Annotated in this window: 25 protein-coding genes and 1 tRNA gene; 15 read left to right on the top strand and 11 right to left on the bottom strand. The window is 64.0% G+C overall.

Annotated features, from left to right (window positions below; translation table 11 throughout):
* Positions 1-30: 30 nt before the first annotated feature.
* Together V473_RS06615 and V473_RS06610 are read right to left on the bottom strand one after the other, a co-directional pair.
* Complete coding sequence (locus V473_RS06615) at positions 31-684, bottom strand: MOSC domain-containing protein (protein ID WP_066605228.1); 654 nt, start codon at positions 682-684, stop codon at positions 31-33.
* A 59-nt stretch (positions 685-743) separates the two neighbouring features.
* The gene (locus V473_RS06610) at positions 744-962 is read right to left on the bottom strand and encodes a hypervirulence associated TUDOR domain-containing protein (protein ID WP_066601753.1); all 219 of its coding nucleotides are present in this window, start codon (positions 960-962) and stop codon (positions 744-746) included.
* A 185-nt stretch (positions 963-1147) separates the two neighbouring features.
* On the opposite strand from V473_RS06610, the gene V473_RS06605 reads away from it, so the two are divergent.
* The 4 genes from V473_RS06605 to V473_RS06590 all read left to right on the top strand — a co-directional run bounded on the left by V473_RS06605 (position 1148) and on the right by V473_RS06590 (position 4624).
* Positions 1148-2326 (top strand): glycosyltransferase family 4 protein, encoded by a 1179-nt coding sequence (locus V473_RS06605; RefSeq protein ID WP_066601752.1) that lies wholly within the window; start codon positions 1148-1150, stop codon positions 2324-2326.
* Between the two features lie 27 nt (positions 2327-2353).
* On the top strand, positions 2354-3670 hold the full coding sequence (locus tag V473_RS06600; protein ID WP_066601750.1) for a replication-associated recombination protein A: 1317 nt from the start codon (positions 2354-2356) through the stop codon (positions 3668-3670).
* Entirely contained in the window at positions 3667-4521 is an 855-nt protein-coding gene (locus V473_RS06595) for a hypothetical protein (RefSeq protein WP_242495970.1), read from the top strand. The genes V473_RS06600 and V473_RS06595 overlap by 4 nt, the downstream gene beginning before the upstream one ends.
* A gap of 27 nt (positions 4522-4548) precedes the next feature.
* Positions 4549-4624: transfer RNA gene (locus tag V473_RS06590), tRNA-Thr, on the top strand.
* A gap of 488 nt (positions 4625-5112) precedes the next feature.
* On the opposite strand, the gene V473_RS06585 is transcribed toward V473_RS06590, so the two are convergent.
* The gene (locus V473_RS06585; protein WP_066601746.1) at positions 5113-5553 is read right to left on the bottom strand and encodes a cupin domain-containing protein; all 441 of its coding nucleotides are present in this window, start codon (positions 5551-5553) and stop codon (positions 5113-5115) included.
* A 121-nt stretch (positions 5554-5674) separates the two neighbouring features.
* Between V473_RS06585 and V473_RS06580 the strand changes: the two genes are divergently transcribed.
* On the top strand, positions 5675-5977 hold the full coding sequence (locus V473_RS06580; protein WP_066605227.1) for a glycine zipper 2TM domain-containing protein: 303 nt from the start codon (positions 5675-5677) through the stop codon (positions 5975-5977).
* Positions 5978-6091: 114 nt separating this feature from the next.
* Here V473_RS06580 and V473_RS06575 read toward each other — a convergent pair whose 3' ends face one another.
* Together V473_RS06575 and V473_RS06570 are read right to left on the bottom strand one after the other, a co-directional pair.
* On the bottom strand, positions 6092-6373 hold the full coding sequence (locus V473_RS06575; RefSeq protein WP_066601742.1) for a hypothetical protein: 282 nt from the start codon (positions 6371-6373) through the stop codon (positions 6092-6094).
* A gap of 152 nt (positions 6374-6525) precedes the next feature.
* Positions 6526-6933 carry an EVE domain-containing protein gene (locus tag V473_RS06570; protein ID WP_066605225.1) on the bottom strand — a complete coding sequence of 136 codons (408 nt, stop codon included), beginning with the start codon at positions 6931-6933 and terminating at the stop codon, positions 6526-6528.
* A gap of 105 nt (positions 6934-7038) precedes the next feature.
* Here V473_RS06570 and V473_RS06565 point away from each other — a divergent pair, with 105 nt between their 5' ends.
* Positions 7039-7986: an isopenicillin N synthase family dioxygenase gene (locus V473_RS06565; protein WP_066601739.1), complete on the top strand. Its 948-nt coding sequence runs from the start codon at positions 7039-7041 to the stop codon at positions 7984-7986.
* 87 nt (positions 7987-8073) lie between these two features.
* On the opposite strand, the gene V473_RS06560 is transcribed toward V473_RS06565, so the two are convergent.
* Positions 8074-8457, bottom strand: a complete 384-nt coding sequence (locus V473_RS06560) for a dihydroneopterin aldolase (RefSeq protein ID WP_066601738.1) — start codon at positions 8455-8457, stop codon at positions 8074-8076.
* Positions 8458-8567: 110 nt separating this feature from the next.
* Between V473_RS06560 and V473_RS06555 the strand changes: the two genes are divergently transcribed.
* From V473_RS06555 to V473_RS06540, 4 genes are read left to right on the top strand one after another with little or no spacing between them, the layout of a single operon-like run.
* Entirely contained in the window at positions 8568-9104 is a 537-nt protein-coding gene (locus tag V473_RS06555) for a GNAT family N-acetyltransferase (protein ID WP_201785482.1), read from the top strand.
* Between the two features lie 42 nt (positions 9105-9146).
* Positions 9147-9713 carry a DUF1285 domain-containing protein gene (locus tag V473_RS06550; RefSeq protein WP_066601736.1) on the top strand — a complete coding sequence of 189 codons (567 nt, stop codon included), beginning with the start codon at positions 9147-9149 and terminating at the stop codon, positions 9711-9713.
* A complete protein-coding gene (locus tag V473_RS06545) occupies positions 9710-10318 on the top strand; it encodes a CoA pyrophosphatase (protein ID WP_066601733.1) in 609 nt (202 codons plus the stop codon). Before V473_RS06550 ends, V473_RS06545 begins: the two co-directional genes overlap by 4 nt.
* Complete coding sequence (locus V473_RS06540; RefSeq protein WP_066601731.1) at positions 10299-11510, top strand: CCA tRNA nucleotidyltransferase; 1212 nt, start codon at positions 10299-10301, stop codon at positions 11508-11510. The genes V473_RS06545 and V473_RS06540 overlap by 20 nt, the downstream gene beginning before the upstream one ends.
* Here the strand turns inward: V473_RS06540 and V473_RS06535 are convergent.
* The 5 genes from V473_RS06535 to V473_RS06515 form a co-directional block, all read right to left on the bottom strand.
* Positions 11474-13228 (bottom strand): putative bifunctional diguanylate cyclase/phosphodiesterase, encoded by a 1755-nt coding sequence (locus tag V473_RS06535; RefSeq protein ID WP_066601729.1) that lies wholly within the window; start codon positions 13226-13228, stop codon positions 11474-11476. The genes V473_RS06540 and V473_RS06535 overlap by 37 nt on opposite strands.
* Before the next feature lie 88 nt (positions 13229-13316).
* On the bottom strand, positions 13317-15605 hold the full coding sequence (gene parC / locus V473_RS06530) for a DNA topoisomerase IV subunit A (protein WP_066601727.1): 2289 nt from the start codon (positions 15603-15605) through the stop codon (positions 13317-13319).
* Between the two features lie 45 nt (positions 15606-15650).
* Positions 15651-15947, bottom strand: a complete 297-nt coding sequence (locus V473_RS06525; RefSeq protein WP_066601725.1) for a CcdB family protein — start codon at positions 15945-15947, stop codon at positions 15651-15653.
* Positions 15947-16189 carry a type II toxin-antitoxin system CcdA family antitoxin gene (locus tag V473_RS06520; RefSeq protein WP_066605220.1) on the bottom strand — a complete coding sequence of 81 codons (243 nt, stop codon included), beginning with the start codon at positions 16187-16189 and terminating at the stop codon, positions 15947-15949. The genes V473_RS06525 and V473_RS06520 overlap by 1 nt, the downstream gene beginning before the upstream one ends.
* Before the next feature lie 46 nt (positions 16190-16235).
* Complete coding sequence (locus tag V473_RS06515; protein ID WP_201785480.1) at positions 16236-17156, bottom strand: LysR substrate-binding domain-containing protein; 921 nt, start codon at positions 17154-17156, stop codon at positions 16236-16238.
* Positions 17157-17287: 131 nt separating this feature from the next.
* Between V473_RS06515 and V473_RS24020 the strand changes: the two genes are divergently transcribed.
* The 5 genes from V473_RS24020 to V473_RS24525 all read left to right on the top strand — a co-directional run bounded on the left by V473_RS24020 (position 17288) and on the right by V473_RS24525 (position 21732).
* A complete protein-coding gene (locus V473_RS24020; RefSeq protein WP_165363577.1) occupies positions 17288-17449 on the top strand; it encodes a hypothetical protein in 162 nt (53 codons plus the stop codon).
* A 75-nt stretch (positions 17450-17524) separates the two neighbouring features.
* The gene (gene otsB, locus V473_RS06505) at positions 17525-18283 is read left to right on the top strand and encodes a trehalose-phosphatase (RefSeq protein ID WP_066601720.1); all 759 of its coding nucleotides are present in this window, start codon (positions 17525-17527) and stop codon (positions 18281-18283) included.
* A gap of 133 nt (positions 18284-18416) precedes the next feature.
* Positions 18417-20186 (top strand): glycoside hydrolase family 15 protein, encoded by a 1770-nt coding sequence (locus tag V473_RS06500; protein WP_269076444.1) that lies wholly within the window; start codon positions 18417-18419, stop codon positions 20184-20186.
* Entirely contained in the window at positions 20183-21589 is a 1407-nt protein-coding gene (gene otsA / locus V473_RS06495; RefSeq protein WP_082679109.1) for an alpha,alpha-trehalose-phosphate synthase (UDP-forming), read from the top strand. The genes V473_RS06500 and otsA overlap by 4 nt, the downstream gene beginning before the upstream one ends.
* Before the next feature lie 11 nt (positions 21590-21600).
* Positions 21601-21732, top strand: coding sequence for a hypothetical protein (locus tag V473_RS24525; protein WP_269076430.1), 132 nt, complete (start codon positions 21601-21603; stop codon positions 21730-21732).
* Positions 21733-21737: the final 5 nt, after the last annotated feature.

Here is a 21737-nt window from a genome sequence, read left to right as displayed (position 1 = left end):
GCAGGCCATACAGGCGCAATGTCAGCATTCCTACGCCGCCAGTTTGCGCGCCCTCTCCCGCCAGGCTTCCGCCAGCAGCGGCATGTTCGCCAGCGCGCGGACGGCGTCGGGCTCGTTTCGGTGGCCGCCGGCGATCAATAATTGGAATATCCGCGCGATGCTCCAGCCGGGCAAGGGGCGTTCGAGCAATTCCATGCGCGTGCCGGATGCCGCCTCCCCCTGCCGGATGACGCGGAAATACAGACCGCTGCGGGCGGTTTTGACGATCGTCGCCATAACGTCGCGCGCGCCGAAGCGATGATCGAGCTTCCAGCAAGGCTGGCGGCCATGGCTGACCTCCACCACCGCGCTGCCCAGCGAGAAACGATCGCCCAGGAAAATATCCGCCTCCGTCATCCCGCGCGAGGCGATATTTTCGCCGAAGGCGCCGGGCGCATCAAGCAGCGGCTGGTCGGGCTTGCGGTCCCGCCACCAGCCATAATGATCCTGCGGGTAGAGATGGATCGCCTTGTCCCAGCCGCCATGATGGATGGGGTCGGCCACCGCGTCATGTTCGAACCCGTCCCATGTGACACGGACGGGGCCGGTAACCGGTCGTTTGGCGATGGCGCTGTAATCGCCGTTACGAAAGGGCGCTGGCGTGCCGACCAGCAGCGCGTCGATGGTCATGAAGGGCGTCGTCATGTCGACCCTCATGCCATGATCGCAGGCCAGGCGCGATGGCCGGTTGAGGGGGAAAGGCGTTAGCTGTCGCTCAGTTCCGAACGCAGCTTGAGCACTTCGCCGCCGCTGTCGGCCCGAATGAGATAGGCGGGATCGCGCGGCGAGCCGTTGCGGCGGATCAGCGACCCGTCGATGGTGCGCTCGACATGGCGGTCGAACCGTTCCGCAATGCGCCCCCGGCCGACGCCCTGTCCCCAGTTCCACTTGACCCGCGATCCTTTTCGGAAAGTCTCGGTCATGGGCATCCTCTCCTTTACTGGGCGCATCCTGCGCCGGCCGGTTTCATCACGAACAATCGGCATAATTCCCAGTGACTTGACTGGTTCCATCACATCTTCGCAGCAGCGTAAATTATCCTGCAACGGCGATATTCCGTCGATTGTCCGCTGTTTCGCGGCAGATCTTTATAGTCTAAGGGGCGGCGATGGATGCTACCGGCCTGCGCGTCGCCCTGTTCAGCGGCAATTATAATTATGTGCGCGATGGCGCGAACCAGGCGCTCAACCGCTTCGTGACCTATCTGCTGCGGCAGGGGGCGGCTGTGCGGGTCTATTCACCAACGACGGCGACCCCCGCTTTCGCACCGGCCGGCGACCTGGTCAGCACGCCGTCCTTCCCGGTGCCGGGGCGCAAGGAATATCGGGTGCCCCATCGCATGTCGGCGCAGGTGCGCCGCGATCTCAAGGCGTTCGCGCCCAATATCGTGCATCTGTCCAGCCCAGATCCGCTGGGCCATCGGGCATTGAGCTGGGCGCGCGCGCGCGGGCTGCCGACCGTGGCGTCAGTGCATACGCGGTTCGAAACCTATCCGCGCTATTATGGGCTGGCCTTTCTGGAGCCGCTGATCGAATCGATCCTGCGCCGCTTCTATCGCCGCTGCGACGCGATCGTCGCGCCATCCGAATCGATGGCGCAACTGCTGCGCGATCAGCGGATGAACTATGATGTCGGCATCTGGACACGCGGCATCGACCGGGAGATTTTCCATCCCGGCCGCCGCGACCTGGACTGGCGGCGGTCGCTGGGCATCGCCGACGACGCGCCCGCCATCGGCTTCATCGGCCGGCTGGTGATGGAAAAGGGGCTGGACGTCTTTTCCGACGCAATCGACCAGCTCGCCGCCCGGCAGGTGCAGCACAAGGTGCTGGTGGTGGGCGAAGGCCCGGCGCGCGAATGGTTCCAGAACCGGCTGCCAGACGCGGTCTTTACCGGCTTCCAGAAGGGGGCGGACCTGGGCCGTGCAGTCGCCAGCATGGACATGCTGTTCAACCCGTCGGTGACCGAGACGTTCGGCAATGTCACGCTGGAGGCGATGGCGTGCGGCCTCCCCACCGTCGCGGCGCGGGCCACCGGCAGCGAGAGCCTGGTCACGGACGGCGTCACCGGGCGGTTGATCCGCCCCGGCGCGATTGGCGCCTTCGCCGATGCGCTGCAAGCCTATTGCATCGATGACGGCGCGCGGCAGGCCGCGGGCGCAGCGGCGCAGCAGCGGGCGGAGCGCAATGGATGGGACCAGGTCAACCAGGCGCTGGTCGACACCTATCTGCGCGTCATCCGCCAGCGCGCCCAGGGGCTGGCGCCGCGATCCAGCCCGGTTCCATAATCTGCGCCACACCCTATATCGGTAGCGATGGCCGACCTTTTCGCTCCCGATGATCTTCCTGCTGATGGACCGGCGGACACCGCGCCCCTCGCCGACCGGCTGCGCCCGCGCACGCTGGCCGATGTGGTGGGACAGGAACATCTGACCGGGCCGGATGGCGCGATCGGCCGGATGGTGGCGGCCGGGCGGCTGTCGTCGATCATATTATGGGGGCCGCCCGGCACCGGCAAGACGACGACGGCGCGGCTGCTGGCCGATGCGGTGGGGATGCGCTTTGCCCCGATATCGGCGGTATTTTCGGGCGTGGCCGACCTCAAGAAGCTGTTCGCGAGCGCCAGGGACCATGCCCGGCGCGGCGAGAAGACATTATTGTTCGTGGACGAGATCCACCGCTTCAACCGGGCGCAACAGGACGGTTTCCTGCCCTTCGTCGAGGACGGTACGGTGACTTTGGTCGGGGCGACGACCGAAAATCCGAGTTTCGAGCTGAACGCGGCCCTGCTGTCGCGGGCGCAGGTGCTGATCCTGCGGCGGCTGGACGCGGCCGCGCTGGAGCAGTTGCTCGACCGGGCCGAGGCGCTGACGGGGCGGCCGGTGCCGATCGACGCCGCGGCGCGCGAGGCGCTGGTGGCGAGCGCGGATGGCGACGGGCGGTTTTTGCTCAACCAGGTCGAGACGCTCTATGCGATCGACATCCCCGAACCGCTCGATCCGGCCGGCCTGTCCGCCCTGCTCCACCGCCGGGTCGCGGTGTATGACAAGGACCGGGAGGGGCATTATAATCTCATCTCCGCGCTGCATAAGTCGCTGCGCGGGTCGGACCCGCAGGCGGCGCTCTATTATCTGGCGCGAATGCTGACGGCGGGGGAAGAGCCGCTTTATGTGCTGCGCCGGCTGGTGCGCTTCGCCACCGAAGATATCGGCCTCGCCGATCCGCAGGCCGTGGTGCAGTGCCTCGCCGCCAAGGACGCCTATGATTTCCTGGGATCGCCCGAAGGCGAATTGGCGATCGTCCAGGCGTGCCTCTATTGCGCGACCGCGCCCAAGTCGAACGCAGCCTATGCGGCGATGAAGGCGTCGTTCAAATCGGCGCGCGATACCGGGTCACTGATGCCGCCGATGAACATCGTCAACGCACCCACCAAGCTGATGAAGCAGGTCGGTTACGGCAAGGGCTATCAATATGACCATGACGCGGCGGATGGCTTTTCCGGGGCCAATTACTGGCCGGACGAGATGACGCCGCAGATTTTCTATGCGCCGACCGATCGTGGGTTCGAGGCGCGGATCGCCGAGCGCATCGCCCATTGGGACCGGTTGCGGGCGGAGCGCGCGAGCGGGTGACGCGGTTCGGGCGGTTCGCCGCGATCGACTGGTCGGGCGCCAAGGGCGCGCGGCACAAGGGGATTGCAGTGGCGCTGTGCGAGGCGGGCGATGCCGTGCCGCGGCTGGTGGCGGCGCCGGGCGGTATCTGGTCGCGGCAGGCGGTGGCCGACTGGCTGGTCGGGGCCGGGCGGCAGGCCCCTACCCTGTTCGGCTTCGATTTCAGCTTCGCGCCGCCCTTCGTCGCGCGGGGCGGCTATCTGCCGGGCGATCGGGTGCCGGAAGACGGCCCCGGTTTCTGGGCCTATGTCGATGCGATCTGCGAGGATGCGGACCTGGGCGCGGCGAGCCTGCTGGAAGTCGCGCATCGCCGCCATTTCTATTTCGGCAAGGCGGATGGGGTGAAGGCCGCTTTCATGCATAATCGTGTCTGCGAGGCGCGGTACAAGGCGGGCGGCGGAGGCAAGCCATCGACCGTCTATGACGCGATCGGCGCGGCGCAGGTGGCCAAGGCCAGCTTTGCCGGGATGCGGATGCTGCATCACCTGCGCGGCAAGCTGCCCGTGTGGCCGTTCGATCCGCTGCCTGACGCAGGATCGGCGGTGGTGGAAATCTATACCAGCATCGCCGCGCGCGCGGCGGGGCGGCCCAAGGGGCGCAGCAAGATGCGCGATGCGGCTGCGCTGAACGAGGCCCTGGCGGCGTTGGGATCGGCCGCGCATGACGGCCCGATGCCCGACGATCATGGCGCGGACGCGATCGTCACCGCTGCCTGGATGCGCCGGGCCGCGGCTGAACCGGCCATGTGGAAGCCCGCGATGCTGACGGCGCAGATTGCGCGCACTGAGGGCTGGACGTTCGGCGTCATCTGATAGTAAGGGCGTGCGTCCGAAAGGCACGCCGGCTTAGCTCAGTTGGTAGAGCACCTGATTTGTAATCAGGGGGCCACGGGTTCGAATCCTGTAGCCGGCACCATTTTAAAATCGTTGCGGACCATCAAGCCGTTGCCGCCGCCCAAACGCAAAATGGGGGCCGGCATTGCTGCCGGTCCCCACTTCCGTCGGGTCATGCGATCCGCGTCCCTTGCAGGATGCGATCATCGGCCCGGCGTATCCTGAACGTCATCTTCGGGCGAAGATGGCCATACAGGCTGTGCTTCGGATTCTAGGCCAAGGGCCGCCTTTCCGATGCTGGCTGCTTGCTTCCGATGCCCGACGTTCACTTTCGCGCGTACCCGGCAATGGTCCCAAACATCCCGTCCGCCTGCCCGGCGCCGTCCTTGCGAACATTGCCTGCTAGCGAACTATCGATAAGGTGCAAATCACTGATTTCTCGGTGATTTTGGATCTGGATCGCTCCGTCTCCGCCGTTTCGATAACTGGATCGTCTCACCATCGGCGAGTCGCTCCAAGCGAAATCGGAAGGATTTGTGACGGAGCGGATCGCAAATCTGTGGATAAGTTTCAGCCCGGCGGCGACCAGTCCGGCGGCGCGAGGGAAAAGCCGGCAAAATCAAAGCCTGGCGTGACGGTGCAACTGACCAGCGTCCATCCGCCGTGCGGCGTCGATGCCTGCCAATAATGGGCCGGCACCCAGCCTTGCGGCATCTGGCCATCAAATATGTCCGGCCCCAGCAGCAGATCGCAGGCCGGGCCACCAGGCGGTGCGATCGAGAGGATCAAAGGTGCGCCGGCGTGCCAGAACCAATGTTCATCGGCATCGACACGGTGCCAGTGTGAGCGCTCATGCGCCTCCAGCAGAAACAATATCGTGGTGCCGCCAGCGCGCTGCCCAAGGCCAGATTCGGCGCGCCATGTCTCCCGATACCACCCGCCTTCGGGATGCGCGGCAAGGCCGAGCCGTTCGATCAGCGCCCGTCCATCCCGCTCGTCGTCCGCTCGCATCCGTTTACCTCAAAATTTATTGCCCCGGAAACAGTTGCTTAGTTTGTTGCCTGACGTTCATGCAACCTCGATCAAGGTCAACGGGTTCAAGCGACAAATCACGCTATCGGAGGAGATACTCATGCGTAAAGCTCTACTCGCCCTGGCCGCCGTTTCGCTGGCCATTCCCATGTCCATGGCGGTGCCGACCGACGGCGCGCAGGCGCGTAAACATTATCGGTACAAGGAATGGCGCGGTCGCGACGGCCGGACCTATTGCCGCAAGTCGAACGGCACCACCGGCCTGATCGTCGGCGGCGTGGGTGGCGCGCTGGTCGGCCGGGCGATCGATACCCGCGGCGACCGTGCGACCGGCACGATTCTCGGCGCTGCCGGCGGCGCCCTGCTGGGCAAGGAAATCGACAGCAAGCGTCGCTGCCGTTGAGCCGGCGTGCCGGCGGCGATTGCAATAGCCGCCGGCTTCGACTGCTGCGAATGAACAAAAAAAGGGACGGCATCCCGTCGGATGCCGTCCCTAACTTTTTGCCAGCCTGACGGCTTATTCCGCGGCGGCGCCGCGCGCCTCTTCAACCTTGAAGGCGACCGGCTGACCACCCGACACACCCGAAACCTTGCCATTCTTGACGGCCAGGTTGAACGCGACGGCATCGGGGAAGCGACGGCCGGAAATGACCTTGCCGGCCTTGGTGTCCTTCACCTTATACACGTAGGTATAGCCCTCGTGGGTGAAGCGCTGCTTGCCGGCTTCTTCAGCCTGGGCGGGAGCGGCAATGGCGACGATGGCGCTCAAGGCGCCGGTGACAATGAACTTCGACAGCATTCGCATGGGTAAACTCCTTGTGAATGCCGATCAAACACCTCTTGTTTTTCTTGTTTTGTTGAGGGCGCTTCTATGTTGCGGCGCGGCAGAGCCACAATCGCAAAAAGTGCCGTTCCAGTTGCATCAAGTGCAATCACGCCAGAGCGCGCGGATCAAGCCTTTGACATTGCTACAATATGGTCGAAATGCGCCTTGCTCAGCGGCGCGACGGAGAGCCGCGATTGCCGCAGCATCACCATGTCGGACAACGTCGAATCGGCCTTCATCGCCTTGAGCGACACCGGTTTGGCGAGTTTTTCATGCGGCGCAACATGGACGGCGATCCACTTTCCGCTGTCGTCGGTGCTGTCGGGCGCGGCTTCTTCGACGATCGTCATGATGCCGACCGCCTCAAGCCCGATATTGCTATGGTAGAAAAAGGCCAGATCGCCCTTGCGCATCGCCTTCATATGGCCCTGTGCGGCATGGTTGCGCACCCCGTCCCATTCGGCCTTCCCTTTCCTGACGAGATCGTCATAGGAAAAGACATCGGGTTCCGATTTCATCAGCCAATAGTTCATCCTGCCTCCTTGCAACAGCGTCCCGGCGCGATCAAGGATGGCGTCACGCACGGGCCGCCCCATATGCAGGGCATGACCCCGACAAATGATATTTGGAGATAAGACGTGTCGCAAGCGGTACTGGATCAGGTGCCTGTCCTGTCCATGGCGGAAATGAGCAAGGCGGATTTCGCCACGGCGTTCGGCCGATCCTTCCAGCAGTTCGGCTTCGCCATGGTGAAGGACCATGGCATGGACCCGGCGCTGGTCGATGATGGTTGGGCGCTGGCGCGGCGCTTCTTCGCGCTGCCGGAGGATGTGAAGCAGCGCTATAACGCCAAGGGGAATGGCGGGCAGCGCGGCTATACCGCGTTCGGCACCGAAATCGCGAAGGGCGCGAGCGAGAACGACCTGAAGGAATTCTGGCATGTCGGCCGCGACCTGCCCGACGGCGATCCGCTGGCCGCTACGATGCCGCCCAATATATGGCCCGATGAAATGCCGACGTTCGAGCCGGTCTTCGCCAGGCTCTATCGCGAGTTCGATCGGGTCGGCGCGGAATTGCTGTCGGCGATCGCGCTCTATCTCGGCCTGCCCGAACGCTGGTTCGACGGGCCGATCGACAATGGCAATTCGATCCTGCGGCTGCTCCATTATCCGCCAGTGTCGCCGCAGGCGCCGGGCATCCGCGCGGGGGCGCATGAAGACATCAATCTCATCACGCTGCTGCTCGGCGCGGAAGAAGGCGGGCTGGAGCTAAAGGATCGCGGAGGCAACTGGCTGCCGGTGGTGCCACCGCCCGGCGCGCTGGCGATCAATGTCGGCGACATGCTGCAACGGCTGACCAACCATCTGCTGCCGTCGACCAGCCACCGCGTGGTCAACCCGCCGCCGGAGCGGCGCGGCCATTCGCGCTATTCCATGCCCTTCTTCCTGCACCTGCGCCCCGATTTCATGATCGACGCGCTGCCGCAATGCGTGAACGAGGAGAATCCACGCCGCGATCCGCCGATCAGCGCGCATGATTATCTGACCGAGCGGCTGATCGAGATCGGGCTGATCAAGAAAGGCTGACGTCGTTCGCTTAGAACCCAGTCGAGAAGCAGGTAAAGGAGCGCTTCCCGTTTCTCGACAGGCTCGAAACGAGCGACGGTTGGCGCGTTACTTCCGGCCGCGGCCCAGGGTGATGCCGATTTCCTCGCCGCGTTCGGACAAAGCGAGCTTCACGATCTTCACCTCGACATGGCTGACCTTGTCGTCCTGTAGAAAGATGGTGTCGATGATATGGTCTGCCACCGCTTCGATCAGCGTGAAGTGCATGCCTTCGGGCAGCGCGGTCGAGGCGGCGTGCTTGAGGTCCATATAGTTTTTGGATTGGCCAAGCGCCGTGTCCGGCTCGTAATGATCGGCGATTCGCAGGCGGGCGCGGATGGAGATGCGCAGCGGCTGGGGGAGATGCGTCTCCTCCGAATAAATGCCGGTCAGCACGTCGACATGGAGGTTGTTGACCTCCAGCGTCAGAAAATCGTCAAATCCAGTCTGCATAACTCGCCAACTCAGACCCGTTCCGTGCCGTGCGGGCGGGCCAATTTAATCTTTCATTTTACAAAGCGGGCGCTAAAGCCCCGCTTCCGGCGCTGCCCCATGCGCCATTGATGGCGGATCGGCAAGACGTGTCTCACATTGTTCCCCTGGACAGCCAGCCCGATGCGGCGATCGAGCAACTGCTCGACGCGGCGTTCGGCGCCGACCGGCACGGACGCACGGCCTATCGCATCCGCGACGGTATGCCCTGGTTGCCCGCCCTCTCCTTCGCCACCGTCGATGCCCAAGGCGCGCTGATCGGGTCGCTGCAAAGCTGGCCCGTGGCGCTGACGGATGAGGATGGCGCGCAAATCCCGCTGATCATGGTGGGGCCGGTGGCGGTCGATCCTGCGCATCAGTTTGGCGGTCATGGCCGGGCGATGATGGACGCGGTGGTCGCCGCCGCGCGCGCGCAGGGCAGCGAGCCGCTGATGATGATCGGCGATCCCGAATATTATGGCCGTTTCTGGGGCTTTGTCGCGGACGGCACGGCAGGCTGGGACGCGCCCGGCCCGTTCGAGCCGCGCCGGTTGCTGGCGCTGTCGATCGATGGTCGTCCCGTCGGCGGAAGCGGGATGCTCGGTCCCAGAATCGCCGTCGCGGCCTGATTTACCCTTTGCCTTCGGGCGAGAGGCTCCTATCTCCGCCCCATGCCGATGGAGCCCCTGCCCGACCTGTCCACCCTCTCGCTTGCCGATATCGCGCGGCTGGCTGCCGAAAAACGCCTGCCGCCGGTCGAGAAGTGGAATCCCGACCATTGCGGCGACAGCGAGATGCGGATCGCGCGCGACGGCACCTGGTTTCATCAGGGATCGCCGATCGGCCGGGAAACGATGGTGCGGCTCTTCTCCTCCATATTGCGGCGCGAGCCGGACGGCAGCCATGTGCTGGTGACGCCGGTCGAGAAGCTGGACATCGCGGTCGAGGATGCGCCCTTCGTTGCGGTCGAACTGAAGAGCGAAGGCGAAGGCCGGGGCCGCACCCTCGCCTTCCGCATCAAAAATGGCGACATCGTGACCGCCGGGCCGGACCATGGGCTGTGCCTGCGCGAGACGCCGGATGGGCCGCATCCCTATCTGCATGTGCGCGGCGGAATGGAGGCGCTGGTGGCGCGCAGCGTCTATTATGAGCTGATGAACCTGGCGCTGGAAGAAGACGCCGAGCGCATCGGCCTGTGGAGCGACGGCGCCTTCTTCCCGCTGGACGGGGCGGCATGACGCTGGCGCAGCGGTTGCGCGCCGCGCTGGAAGAAGGGCACAGGCGCGAAGATCTGGCGCCCGACGATATGCGCGATCCGCGGATCGACGGGGAGATTGCGCTGGCGCCCGCGGCCGTGCTGGTGGCGATCACCGACCGGGCGGAACCCGGCCTGATCCTGACCGAGCGATCGTCGCGCCTGCGCAAACATGCGGGCCAGATCGCCTTTCCGGGCGGCCGGGTGGATGCGGGCGACGCCGACGAGATCGCCGGGGCGCTGCGCGAGGCGCAGGAGGAAATCGCGTTGCCGCCCGACCGGGTGCAGGTGATCGGGACGTCCGATCGCTACCACACTTTTACCGGCTTCGACATTATCCCGGTGCTGGGCGTCATTCCGCCCGACCTGCCGCTGCGCGCACAGGAAAGCGAGGTCGCCGACTGGTTCGAACTGCCGCTCGCTTATGCGCTCGATCCCGCGCGCCGGGTGCGCCATGCGATGGAATATGAGGGCAGGCAGCGTCATTATTACGAGATATATTGGGAAGGCCGCCGCATCTGGGGGATTACCGCCGCCATTCTCGCCAACCTCTCGCGCAGGCTGGGCCATGACCATATACCTGCCTGATGCCGAATGGCGCCATCGCCCCGGTCTGGACGGCCTGTTCACCGCGCTGGAGGCGGCGGAGGGCAAGGCGCGTTTCGTCGGCGGCGCGGTGCGCGACGGGCTGCTGGGCCTGCCGGTCAATGATCTGGACATTGCCACGACGCTGGCCCCGCAGGACGTGGTCGATCGGCTGAAGCGCGCGGGGATCAAGACGGTGCCGACCGGGATCGACCATGGCACCATCACCGCCGTCCTGCCCGACGGGCCGGTCGAAATCACCACGCTGCGCCGCGACGTCAGCACGGACGGGCGGCGCGCCACCATCGCCTATACGGACGACTGGCGCGAGGATGCGGCGCGGCGGGATTTCACGATCAACGCCCTTTACGCCGATCCGTTGACCGGCGCGATCAGCGATTATTTCGGCGGGATCGCAGATCTGGAGGCGCGGCGCCTGCGCTTCATCGGCGATGCATCGGCGCGGATCGCCGAAGACCATCTGCGCATCCTGCGCTATTTCCGCTTCCTGGCGCGCTATGGCGACAACGAGTTGGACAGTATCGCCTATGATGCGTGCGTCGCCGCAGCCAACAGCCTGATGGCGCTGTCACGCGAGCGGATCGCGGACGAATTGTTGAAATTACTGGGTGTCGCTTCGCCGATCCATGCGCTGAGCCTGATGGTGGAGGGCGGCATATTGCGCACGGTGCTGCCGGAAGTGGATGCGGCCGGGATCGCGCGTATGGATCGGCTGATGGCGCGGGAGGCGGAGGCCGGGATCGGCGCGTCCGCGTTGCGGCGCCTGGCTGCGCTATTGCCGGCTGATGCGGCGCTGGCCGATTCGGTGGGTGCGCGGTTGAAGCTGTCGAACAAGGCGCGCAAGCGGCTGGTCTTGGCATTGGAGCAGGCGGCGGGGATCGAACGTCCGCGCGCGCTCGCTCATCGGATCGGCGTCGAAGGCGCAACCGATCGGATGCTGCTCGACCCTGACAGGCCGCTGGCGACGCTTGAACAGTTGCGGGACTGGACCCCGCCCGCTCTGCCGATCGGCGGCGGAGCGCTGATCGCGCGCGGCCTGACGCCCGGCCCGGATGTGGCCAAGGCGTTGCGTGCGGTGCAGGACCAATGGGTGGCGGAAGATTTCCCCGATTCGAACCGCGTCGCGGGGATCGCGGATCAGATCGTCTCGAAATTCCAGCGGGCGCGCCAATAGTCGAAGGCTTCCGCTTCGGGCATCGGCTTGGCGAAATGATAGCCCTGCCCCTGCCAGCAGCCCATCTGCTGGAGCGCATGGGCCAACGCCTGCGTCTCGATCCCCTCGGCGGTAACCTTGAGATTGAGCGATTCAGCGAGTGACAGGATCGTGCGGACGATCACCGCCTTGTCATGATCCTCCAGCATCGTGGACACGAAGCTGCGATCGATCTTCAATATGTCGATCGGCAGGCTGTGCAGGCTGGCGAGGTTGGAGAAGCCGGTGCCGAAGTCGTCCATCGCGATCGGCATCTGCAAACCTTTCAGCGCGACGAGCAGCTTCCGCGCCTTGTCAGGATCGGCGATGATCGCGCTTTCGGTGAGTTCGGCGGTCAATCGGTGGCCGGCGATCCCAGCATAGCGCAAAGCCTCCTCGAACATGGAAGCGACGTCGTCGCGCGCCATCTGGATCGGGGAAAGATTGACGTTAACGCCCACGGGCAGCGGCTGGCCGAATTTCGCGTCCCAGCGCGACAGCGCCTGGGCCGCCTCATAGGCCGCCCAGCGACCCAGCGGGGTGATAAGGCCGCTTTCTTCCGCAACCGCGATGAATTCGACAGGGGGAACATGACCCAGTTCCTCGTCATGCCAGCGGGCGAGCGCCTCGAAGCCAGTGACCTCACCAGTTTGAAGATGGATGAGCGGTTGAAAAGCGAGGGTCAGCCCGCCTTGGGCCAATGCTTCGCGCAGACGGCTTTCGATAGAAAATCGCCGCTGCGCCTCCTTGAGCACGCCATTGCGGTATATCTCGACTTTGCCGCTGCGTTTGGCGATCTTTACCGCCGCCTGCGCCTTGCGAACGACATCGTCGGGATCATCGTCCAGATTGAGCGAGAGAGCGCAGCCGATTGCGCAATCGACGCGGATTTGAAGATCGCTGAGGCGGATCGGCGAGCTGAGCGCCTCCTTGATCCTCTGAACGATATGAAGAGCGTCTGATAAGCCATTGTTTAAGCGTGCAAATATAGCAAAATCATTGCCGCCGATACGGGCCAGCACGTCGCCTTGGCGCAAGCTGGATTTCAGGCGCTTGGCGACGGTGATCAGCAGTTCGTCGCCCGCCATCGGACCAAGGGATTCATTGACTCGGCTGAAGCGACTGAGATCGATCGCGATGATGCCGAACTGGGCCTTGTCAGGCCAGACCGTATTGGCCAGACGATCGTCAATCTCTTCACCAAATCCCGTGCGATTGGGCAGCGCGGTCAAGCCATCCGACAGCAGTTCCCGACGGAGATTTTTTTCGATCGTCCGTTCGCCGGTCCGGTCGGTGGCGGTGAAGAGATAATGTTCGGGGCGCCCGTCGGCCGCGGGCAGGCGACCGATGGTGCACATGAAATATTCCGGCCCAAGTTTGCCGTCGCGACGCAATTCGAAACTGTCCGAATCGCGTCCAGACCGGATAAAATTGCTGGCACGCTCGCGCCATGCCGCGGCGACGCTGGCGGCAGCTTCACCTCGTTCGGCTTGTAACCTGGAAGCCTGCGTAAAACGCGCATTTCCGCGCATAAGGTTTAGACTATTGTTTTCGAATGAGAATACAGCTGCAAGCTGGGGGAGAGCCTCCAGCCATTGCGCCATGCCGATGGCGTGTTCAGGATGCGGGGCATCGTCCCCCCCCAAGGGGGAGGCGCTGGCCTTTTTGACCGGCAAACTGCGCACCGACGTCGATTCCATACCCCCGCTGTATCGAGAAGGAGTAAATTTTCGGGAAACGCTGACCGCCGCAATGGACAAAGTTGGACTAACGGCGAAATCGCTGAAATCAGAAGCGATTATCGCGCGGGAAACCCGTCGGCGGCATTCGCCCGGCCGCGCCACGCGCAACCTTCCATGGCATCATGTCGCTTTCCGTCCGGGTGCGGCCCGATTCGCCGCCCATGGTCCAGCTAAGCCCGTCGGAAAGGCGGAAGGCGATCGCGTCGGACAGGCCGCCGTCGCGGTAGCGCTGCATCTGTACGCCCTGCCCGCGTGTCATTTTCGGCATTTCCGTCAAGGGGAAGACGAGCAGCTTGCGGTTCTCACCGATCACGGCGATGCTGTCGGCCTCCGCCGGGATCGGCCGGATGATGCTCAGCTTCGCGCCGGCGCGGACGTTGACCACCTGCTTACCCTTGCGGGTTTCGGCAATCAGTTCGGCTGTCGCCGCGACGAAACCCCGGCCGTCGGATGAGGCCAGAAGCAGATCCGTGCCAGCGCGCGCCGGCATGAAAGCGACGATCGCGCCTTCATTGTCCATGTCGATCAGCGAGCGCACCGGATCGCCAAAGCCGCGACCGCCCGGCAGCTTGTCCGACGCCAGCGTGTAGATGCGGCCGGTGGAGGTCGCCAGCAGCAGTTTGTCGGTGGTGTAGGCGTGGAACGCATATTGCGGACCGTCGCCTTCCTTGAATTTCAGCGTGTCGGCGGCGGCGAGATCGCGATGGCCGCTCATCGCCCTGATCCAGCCGCGTTCGGACAAGATCACCGTGATCGGCTCCTTTTCTATCATCGCCTCCAGCGGGATTTCCCGCGCCGGGGCGGCTTCCTCGACCAGGGTGCGGCGGCGGCCAAGGTCGGTTTCGGGGCCGTAGCGCTTGCGCAGCGCGGCGAGGTCGCGCTTCAGGCGGGTGCGCTGGCGGGCCGGGCTTTCGACCAGCTTTTCCAGTTCCTCCTTCTCCTTGACCAGTTCGGCATGTTCGCGCCGCAGCTCCATCTCCTCCAGCTTGCGCAAAGAGCGCAGCCGCATGTTGAGGATGGCCTCGACCTGACGATCGTTGAGCGCGAATTCGTCCATCATCACCGCCTTGGGCTCATCTTCCGTGCGGATGATCTCGATCACCCGGTCGAGGTTGAGATAGGCGATGATATAGCCGTCGAGCAGTTCCAGCCGGCCGGCGATCTTTTCCAGCCGATGCCGGGCGCGGCGGACCAGAACGTCGATCTGGTGCTTGAGCCATTCGATCAGCAGCGGGCGCAGGCCCAGCACGCGCGGCGTCCGGGTGGCGTCGAGGACATTGAGGTTCAGCGGGAAACGATTTTCCAGATCGGTCAGCCGGAACAAGCTGTCCATCAGCATCTGCGGATCGACGGTGCGCGCGCGCGGTTCGATGACGATGCGGATTTCCGTATCGCTCTCGTCGCGAACGTCAGCCAGGATCGGCAGCTTGCGGTCGTTGATGATCCCCGCAATCTGTTCGATCAGTTTGGATTTCTGCACCTGATAGGGAATTTCGGTGACGACCGCGATCCAGGTGCCTCGTCCGCCCTCTTCCTTGTGCCAGCGCGCCCGCGTACGGAAAGCGCCGCGCCCGGTGACATAGGCTTCGGAGATGATCGACGGGCTGTCCACCAGGACACCGCCGGTCGGAAAATCCGGCCCCTTCACCACCGCCATCAAGGCGGCATGATCGGTGTCGGGATCGTCGATCAGCAGGCCGGCCGCGTCGATCAGTTCGGTGACATTATGCGGCGGGATGCTGGTCGCCATGCCGACCGCAATGCCGGTCGCGCCGTTGGCGAGCAGATTGGGGAACAGGCCGGGAAAGACCTCCGGCTCCTCATCCTCACCATTATAGGTGGGTCGATAATCGACCGTGCCTTCGTCCAGGCCCGCCATCAGATCGGCGGCGGCCTGTGTCAGGCGCGCTTCGGTGTAACGCATGGCCGCGGCGTTATCGCCGTCGATGTTGCCGAAATTGCCCTGCCCGTCGACCAGCGGCGTGCGCAGCGAGAATTCCTGCGCCAGCCGCACCATGGCGTCATAGACCGACTGGTCGCCATGGGGGTGATATTTACCGATGACGTCGCCCACGACGCGGGCGCATTTCTTGTAACTTGTGGTGTTCCGCGCCGGGTTGGCGACCAGCACGTCCGGGGACGCGCCGCCCGGCTCCATCTTGAGCAGGCGCATCGCCCAGAGCAGGCGGCGATGCACGGGTTTCAGGCCATCGCGCAGGTCGGGCAACGACCGGGCGGTGATGGTCGACAACGCATAGACGAGATAGCGCTGCGAAAGCGCATCGTCGAACGGGTGATCCTTGATGGCGTCGAACGGGTCGCGAAAATCAGTCATCGCAGGTCGGATAGCAGGACGGGCACGAAACGGAAACGGATTTGGTCAGAAGCCGGCGATCAGCATATCGAGGGCCTTGGATATCTCATAATCCTGATCCCGCAGCGACAGCACGACCTTCCCCAGCGACCGCGCAGGCACCGCGCCGGAAAATTGCGTCATCATAACCAGTCGATGCCCATCGACATTAAATTGCGGATTGAGGCGCGCCATCGGCGTTCCGACATCGTCGAGCGGGACCAACGGCACCACGAAACGGGTGGTCAGATGGTCCAGCAAGTCGGTTTGGCAGTCCAGGACGTAGACACCATCGGGCAGGCGATGGACGCAAAAGCGCGCCATTAGAATTGCCGGTATTTTTCGAGCGGCAACCCATGTTTTTCGACATAGGCATTGGAGGCGGCGATGCCAGCAGCATTGTCTTTCTTCCAGCGCCGTCCGCGTTCCAATCCAATCTCCCTGCGCAAGGCATCTTCGCATGCACGGGACAGATTGATACCCAGTTCCTTGGCATCCGCCACAAGATCAACATCCAGTGAAAGGTTGGTCGCCTTGCGCGTGGCGATCCGTTCATGCTTGGTCATGATCGACTCCTGCATCTCATGTGCGCATGAATATACGCATGGGCTATCAATGCGGCAAGTATCGCCCTTCGGGATCGGCGGCGATCTCGGCCGCAAATTCCGCCACGATCCAGTCGCGGAAGGCCTTCACCTTGGGCGTGTTGCGGGCATGAGGCGGATAGACCACCCAATAGCTGGCGATTTCCCGGACATAGGAGGGCACGGCTTCGACCAGCAGGCCGGACTCGATCTCCATCTTCCACAGGAAATGGTTGAGGATGGCGACGCCTTGCCCGCCGATCGCGGCGCGCCCCTCCATCACCTGGCTATCTAGGGCGATGCCGGGCGGGCCGGCGGCGGGATCGGCCTTCACCGCCATCGCGGCGAACCATTCATGCCACCACATGTCATCAGACGACAGGCGCGGCAGGGCATGGAGCGCCTGCGCATCGGCGATCGGGCCGTGCCGGTCCAGCCATGCCGGGCTGCACATCGGTACGAGGCGGTTGTGGGTCAGCAATGTCGCCTCCAGCCCCGGCCATTGCCCCTTCCCGCCCCGGATCGCCAGATCCACGCCGTCGCGGGCGAGATCAACGACGCTGTCCTCCGCCTGGATGCGCACGGCGAGGTGCGGATGGCGCATCTGAAAGGCGCCGATCTTGGGCGCCAACCACAAATGCGCAAAGCTGTTGGTGCAACTGATCGTCAGCACGGCAGAATGATCCTGTGTCAGGGCAACAAAGCCCTGGCGCATCTGGTCGAAGGCGCGGGTCAGGATGGGCGCGATGTCCCGCCCCTTGTCGGTCAGTACGACCTTGCGCCCGATACGCTGGAACAGGCTGAGCCCCAGCCGCTCCTCCAACAACTTCACCTGATAGCTGACCGCGGCTTGCGTCATGCCGAGTTCCTGGGCAGCAGCGGTGAAATTTTCCAAGCGGGCCGCAGCCTCGAACACGCGGATGGCCGATAGGGGCGGCAGGATCGACATAGGTTTATCAATAAGCTGAGCTTATCTAATGCGTCCAGCCTTTTGTTGGCGATACTGACGTCAATCAGGCAGAGGCAAAGGCGCGGATGGTCTTTTCGATCCACCTCCCGCTTTCAGGAAAGGACGGCATCATGCGTGACGAATATGACGACCGGCTGCGGCTTGACGGCCGCGCGCAGATCAACAACGGCATCGACCGGCTATTGGCCAGGATCATGCAGGCGTTCCGGGTTCTCCATACAATTCATTGGTCCTCCCCCTGGGCCGTCCATGAGCGCCGATGCCGTAACTGAGCCGCAGTCGGGAAAATCGACCGGCGGTGACAAATCGGGGGTTGCGGTTTCGGGCAGGGACGCCACTTTGCGCCCGTGTCCGAATCCGCATTTGCCCCCCCGTCCGCCCTTCCTGCTCCACCCACCACGTTGCTGGACGGCGCGGCGCTGTTCCTCGATTTCGACGGAACGCTGGCGCCGCTGGCCGAAACGCCCGACGCGGTGGATGTCGGTGACGACCTGCTCTTGCTGCTGGCCCGGTTGCGCGATCAGCTGGGGGGGCGGCTGGCGATCATCAGCGGCCGATCGATCGCGACCCTGCGCGAACTGGGCTTTGGCGATTTCCTGCTGTCGGGCACCCATGGGCTGGAGTTCGCCCGGCCCGGCGCGGCGGTGGACGCCCCGCCCCGCCTGCCCGCGATCGATGCGGTGGAGGCCGCCTTCAACACCTTTGTCGAGGACAAGCCGGGCCTTCTGGTCGAACGCAAATCCATCAGCGTGGGCCTGCATTTCCGTGGCGCGCCACAATGGGGCGAGGAGGCGGGTCGGTTGGCGAATATCCTGGCGGATGAGCATGGGCTGGCGCTGCAACGGGGCAAAATGTTGTATGAATTACGCCCCGGCGGCGCGGACAAGGGCAGCGCGCTGATTGCGCTGATGCAAACCGCGCCGATGGCGGGCGGCGTGCCGGTCTTCATCGGCGACGACGTCACCGACGAGGAAGGCTTCGCCGCCGCCGCCGAATTGGGCGGCGCCGGCATATTGGTCGGGGCGCCGCGCGCGACATTGGCTGTATTCTCTCTGGAACAGGTTGCCGCCGTCAGGCATTATCTGGCCGAGGGGGTCGCCGGATAGATTTTCGGCGTCCCTTGTCGTGAGCAACGAAAGGGGCAGACCGATCCAAGCACCACAGCAAGCCATCTTGGGCCAATCGGTTCCGGGCGAATCCATACTGGCCGGAAGCGAGCGCTCGCTCGATCTTTGGCCGATCGGCAATTGCCAGGCCTCCGCGCTGATCGACCGCATGGGACGTATGGTGTGGGCCTGCGTCCCGCGTGTGGACGGCGATCCGGTCTTTTCCGCCTTGCTGGACAATAAACCATGGGACGATGCGCAGGCCGGCGGCTTCTGGGCGATCGAACTGGAAAATTGCGTCACGGTCGAGCAGCATTATATCCGCAACACCCCGATATTGGTGACCCGCCAGAGCGATGCGCAGGGCAATGCGATCGAGATCATCGATTTCTGTCCACGGCACAAGCATAAGGGCCGCATGTACCGCCCGGTAGGGTTCATCCGCATCGTCCGGCCGGTAGCTGGTTCCCCCCGCATTCGCGTAAAATTGCGTCCGACAACGGGTTGGGGCGCCGACAAGGTGCCGGTCAGCTATGGTTCCAACCATATCCGGATGATCCTGTCCTATATGGCGATGCGCATATCGACCAATGCGCCGATCGGCCTGATCGCGCAGGAAAGCTGGTTCCGGCTGGAGCAGGATGCGCATTTCTTCATGGGACCGGACGAGGGCTTTTCCGATGCGCTGCGTCCGGCGATCGAGCGAATGCTGGACGACACCATCAACGAATGGCAGCTGTGGGTCCGCGGCCTCGCTATCCCAGCCGAATGGCAGGAAGCCGTGATCCGCTCCGCCATCACGCTCAAGCTATGCCAGCATGAGGAAACCGGCGCGATCGTCGCCGCGCTGACCACCTCCATCCCCGAACATGCGAACAGCGGGCGTAATTGGGACTATCGTTACTGCTGGGTCCGCGACGCTTATTATACGGTGGAGGCGCTCAACCGACTGGGCGCGCTCGACGTGATGGAATCCTATCTCGTCTATCTGCGCAACATCGTCGATGGCGCGCGTGGCGGGCATATCCAGCCGCTTTACGACGTCCGCGGCAATGCGACGCTGACCGAATGGGAGGCCGAGCAACTGCCCGGCTATCGCGGCATGGGGCCAGTGCGCGTGGGCAATGCCGCCTATGAACAGATTCAACATGACGCCTATGGCCAGATCGTGCTGTCGTCGGTGCAGGGTTTCATCGACCAGCGGTTGCTGCGCATGGCCGGCCATGCCGATTTCGAGGCGCTGGAGGCGGTGGGCGAACGGGCGTGGGCAGTGTACGACCAGCCCGACGCCGGCCTGTGGGAATTGCGCACCCGCGCCCATGTCCACAGCTATAGCGCGGTAATGTGCTGGGCGGCGTGCGATCGGCTGGCCCATGCCGCCACCGCGCTCGACCTGCCGGTGCGGGCCATCCACTGGCAGAACCGTGCGGACACGATGAAGGCGCGCATCCTGGAGGCTGCCTGGCGCACCGACAGCAAGGCGATCTCCGCCAATTTCGAGGATGATTCGCGCGATGCGTCGCTGCTGCAACTGCTCGACCTGCGGTTCCTGACGGCCGACGATCCGATGTTCATCGGTACGCTGGCGGCGCTTGAAACCGACCTGCGGCGCGGCAACGACATGCTGCGATACAGCGCGCCCGACGATTTCGGCGAGCCGGTCACGGCATTCAACGTCTGCACATTCTGGCTGATCGAGGCGCTGCACCGCACCGGCCGGACCGAAGAGGCCCGCGCCTTGTTCGAAGAGATGTTGTCTCGCCGCACGGCCGCTGGCCTGCTGTCCGAAGATATAGACCCTGCAACCGGGGAATTGTGGGGCAATTATCCCCAGACTTACTCATTGGTCGGCATCATCAATTGCGCCGTCTTGCTGAGCAAACCATGGAGCGCGATGCGATGAGCCGCCTTATCGTCATATCGAACAGGGTCAGTCGCCCCAGCAAGTCGGGCAACCAGGGGGGCCTTGCCGTCGCCCTGTCGCAAGCCTTGCGGGAGAGCCGGGGCATCTGGGTCGGCTGGTCGGGCGAGGTCACCGACAATTTCACCGGCCATATCGGCTTTGCCGAAGATGAGGGGGTCAAGACCGCGACGATCGACCTGGAAGAACAGGATATCGACGAATATTATAATGGATATGCCAACAAGACGCTGTGGCCGCTATTCCATTTCCGCATCGACCTGGCCGAATATGCCCGTGATTTCGAAGGCGGCTATAATCGCGTCAACAAGCGCTTCGCGGAAACCGCCAGCCCGCTGATCGAACCCGAAGACGTGATCTGGGTCCATGACTATCATATGATCCCGCTGGGCCAGATGCTGCGCGACAAGGGGCTGAAGAACCGCATGGGCTTCTTCCTCCACATTCCCTGGCCCCCGACCCGGCTGCTGGTGTCGCTGCCCCATCACAGCAAGCTGGTCAGCACGCTGTTCGCCTATGACGTCATCGGTTTCCATACCGAGGAATGGCTCGAATCCTTCCGTCATTATGTCGAGCGGGAAATGGGCGGCAGCGTCGATGGCGATTTCGTCACCGTAGGCGATCGCACCATCCAGGCGGTCGCCTGCCCGATCGGCATTAATGCAAAGGAGTTTGCCGAGGCCGCCGAGAGCGACGAGGCGCAGGACATGCTGAGCCTGGTTCGCGCGTCGTTGCAGGACCGCTCGATGATCGTCGGGGTCGATCGGCTGGATTACAGCAAGGGGCTGGAGGAGCGGTTCAACGGCTATGCCCGCTTCCTGAAGGATCATCCCGAACATCATCGCAAGCTGCTGCTGACCCAGATCGCCCCGCCCTCGCGCGGCGAGGTGGAAAGCTACCAGCAGATCCGTGCGACGCTCGATTCCCTCGCAGGACGGATCAACGGCGAATATAGCGACGTCGACTGGACCCCGATCCGCTACGTCAACCAGGGCTATCCGCGCGACAAGCTGGCCGGCATCTATCGCGCCGCAAAGATCGGGCTGGTAACGCCGCTGCGCGACGGCATGAACCTGGTCGCGAAGGAATATGTCGCGGCCCAGGACCCCGAAGATCCCGGTGTGCTGATCCTGTCCCGCTTTGCCGGGGCGGCGATGCAGCTCAAGGACGCGCTGCTCATCAACCCCTATAGCCCGGAGGAGATGTCCGACGCGATCCTGCGCGCGCTGGCCATGCCGCTTGACGAGCGCAAGCGGCGCTGGCGGGCGATGATGGATAGTGTCGAGGGACAGGACATCAGCTGGTGGCGGCAATGTTTCACCGGCCGGCTGATGGCGGTGGATCGCGAAACGGGACGGGTTGAGCCGGAGCCGACGGCGGGGTAACGCAGTCGCCGATGATGGAGGATGACGATGAAGCCCGCGGCCTGATCGCCGCCATGCGCGCCCGATCGGGCGTCATTATCGCCGCCGTGGGCATGGTGGCGTGGGGCGCCTTGCTGTGGGCCATGTTCGGGGATGTGCTGTAGGCGGA

The sequence above is a fragment of the Sphingobium cupriresistens LL01 genome (assembly GCF_001046645.1).
Taxonomy (GTDB): Bacteria; Pseudomonadota; Alphaproteobacteria; order Sphingomonadales; family Sphingomonadaceae; genus Sphingobium; species Sphingobium cupriresistens.
The sequence above is the reverse complement of the archived record's forward strand: the minus strand, read 5'-3'. Positions and strand labels throughout refer to the sequence as shown.